Annotated in this window: 4 protein-coding genes; 2 read left to right on the plus strand and 2 right to left on the minus strand. The window is 64.2% G+C overall.

Annotated elements, in window-relative coordinates:
- On the minus strand, positions 1–295 hold a 295-nt coding region (locus tag KJ624_04930; GenBank protein ID MBU2009171.1), incomplete at its 3' end, for a hypothetical protein.
- A gap of 136 nt (positions 296–431) precedes the next feature.
- Between KJ624_04930 and KJ624_04935 the strand changes: the two genes are divergently transcribed.
- Both KJ624_04935 and KJ624_04940 read left to right on the plus strand, forming a co-directional pair.
- Positions 432–1,118 (plus strand): hypothetical protein, encoded by a 687-nt coding sequence (locus KJ624_04935; GenBank protein ID MBU2009172.1) that lies wholly within the window; start codon positions 432–434, stop codon positions 1,116–1,118.
- Positions 1,108–1,968, plus strand: a complete 861-nt coding sequence (locus KJ624_04940) for a hypothetical protein (GenBank protein MBU2009173.1) — start codon at positions 1,108–1,110, stop codon at positions 1,966–1,968. Before KJ624_04935 ends, KJ624_04940 begins: the two co-directional genes overlap by 11 nt.
- Here KJ624_04940 and KJ624_04945 read toward each other — a convergent pair.
- Positions 1,965–2,245, minus strand: a 281-nt coding sequence (locus KJ624_04945; GenBank protein MBU2009174.1) for a hypothetical protein, incomplete at its 5' end; no start/stop codon positions are given. The two genes, KJ624_04940 and KJ624_04945, sit on opposite strands and share 4 nt — an antisense overlap.

Raw genomic sequence — 2,245 nt, forward strand, 5'->3', positions numbered from 1 at the left:
AGAGGTCCTGGAAGTCGAGGGGGATGTTCTCCTGGCCCAGCTGAAACAAAATGGGCGGCCTGGCCGAGCTGAGGGCAGCGGCCGGCACTGACCCCTGGGGAACTATCTTGGTTTCCGCGGTCTCTGCCTTTTTCGCCTTTGTCGCCTTTTTCGCCGTCGGCCTGGTCGGATACAGCACCCCGGTTACCGGGTCCGCCCAGCCCAGCCTCTTGTGCTCATCGCCCTTGTGGTGCTTGAAGTGGACGGAGAAGGCGTTTCCCTTCTCCGTCTCATAGCCGCACGAGCACTTATACATTCTACGTTCTACGTTTCTACGTTTCTACGTTCTACGTTCTACGTCTACGTTTCCCGTTCAATCGTAGACGTACAACGTATTTTAGCACCCCCCGGGGCCGGTTGACGACCCGGCCCCCCAAAAGTATAGTGGGGGCGTGGACAGGAATTTCGGCGCCTACCTCATAGAGCAGGGGAGCAAGCTAGCCTCGGACTTCTTGAAGGTAGTGGTGCTCAGGTCCTCGAAAAAAGCCGCCGCCCCGGAGCCGTTGGCCCCGGTGGCGGAAAAAGAGGCCGAGGCCCCCGCCCCGCGGGCGATCCCCCCCAGCACACCCCAGAAGACCCCAGAAGCCCAGAAGGGCACCGGGTGCGTCCCCTGCACCTCTGACCACCTCTCCACCTGCTCAGGGGCCCTCTCCGAGGCCGTGAGGTTCGCCCGGACCACGGGTATTGAGAACCCGGAGGTCCAGGGCCGGCTGGCCCTTTGTGTTGATGAGCTGAACATCTGGGAGCGGGTGGACGCCGCCCCGGAAAAGCAGGGCTCCATATCTAGCGCCGAGAGGGAGTTCCTGCGCCGCTGGCTGCCCAAGGGCAGGGGCCTGCGCCACCAGGTCAACGAGGTCGGGTCCCTGGAGGACCTGGAGCGGGCTGCCGCCTCAGCACAGCAGCAGTCTCGGGAGGCCAGGACTGAGATGAGGAAGCTGCGCCCCCCCGTCATGGGCAAGATAGAGGCCCTGGCCCAGAGGGTGAAGGCGGGGGAGATCTCCAACAAGGAGGCCCTGGGGCAGCTCAGCGAGTGGTGGGGAAAACAGCGGCCGGAGAAAGGAGGGCAGGATGCCCATTAGCGAGCGGTGCCAGGCAGCCCTTAAAGGAGGTTGTGAGGTGCGGAAGGGGCTGCCGAGAAGGTGCGCTTCGATTTTGCTCACCATTGCCCTGGTCGGGATGATGGTGGGCTGTTACCCGGTGGCGCCTTATCCGCTGCCAGTGCCACCTCCAGAGTATTGGCGCCCCACCGCCGACTACTCCACTACTGACCGGGACCTGACCCTTGTAGTGATGACATACGGTTTCTTCGCATGGAGAGGGCAATGGTATGGCACTCTCTTCTACGCGGTCCTTGCCCCCCAGGGGCTATCCGGCTGGCAGGTCACGCCCGGGCCGGTAGGTGTCGGCGATGACAGTGGCCCGCTGGGCACCGGGCAGGCCAGCACTATTGAAAGCGCCGGCGGGGTCACGGTCGGTGCCCTGGTGCTTTCACCGTTCGGGTGGAACGCCAACGCTCTGAGGGTCCGCATTACTACCATGGAAGCGAAGAACCTGACTACTGGGGAGGTGCAGGAAGTCAAGGGGGACTGGCAGCTGAGGCCACTTGGGAACATGAGCCCAGGGTCTTCCGGGGGCACAACAACACTCCGGGGAGCCGTGCCGCCAGTGACCGGCGCTGGATCCCCCGAGCTCACCCATCAGGGCATCACGCTCAAGTATGCCATCGACGGCGGGTACAGGGGCCCCCCGCTCCCCCAGCCCCCGCCAGCGACCTGGCAACCCTGGCAATGGTGGGTGTTAGGACAGCAGTTCTGGTTCAATGAACCCGTGCCCCATGACGTATTCGTGCTGGTGACCTCGGAGGGAGAGGTGAGCCGAGTCACTGCTGATGAGTATCTGCGACGGGGCTTCCGGATACAGGGCAGCTAGTGCTGGGTGCCCACCTCGCGGGGTGGTGGCAGGGCCAGCGGCCGGAGAAAGGAGGATAGCATGCCCGTCAGCGCGCGGTGTGAGACAGCCCTTAAGGAGCCCGCGAGCCATGCGGTCTGCCTGGACTTCCGGGAGATAAGGCGGCGGGTGATGTGTGACGCCTGGAAGATCATGGAGTAGGAGAGACGCCCCTTCCGCGAGGCGGTGAGGAGCTCCTGGGACCGCAGGAAGGCAGAGTGCGCCGCCGTTGGTGTCTTCTCCCCGGAGCCGGTGGAGG

The organism is Chloroflexota bacterium (assembly GCA_018825785.1).
Taxonomy (GTDB): domain Bacteria; phylum Chloroflexota; class Dehalococcoidia; order JACVQG01; family JAHKAY01; genus JAHKAY01.

Coding starts and splice junctions, on each gene's coding strand:
- KJ624_04940 (MBU2009173.1), top strand. CDS start 1,108: ATGCCCATTAGCGAGCGGTGCCAGGCAGCCCTTAAAGGAGGTTGTGAG.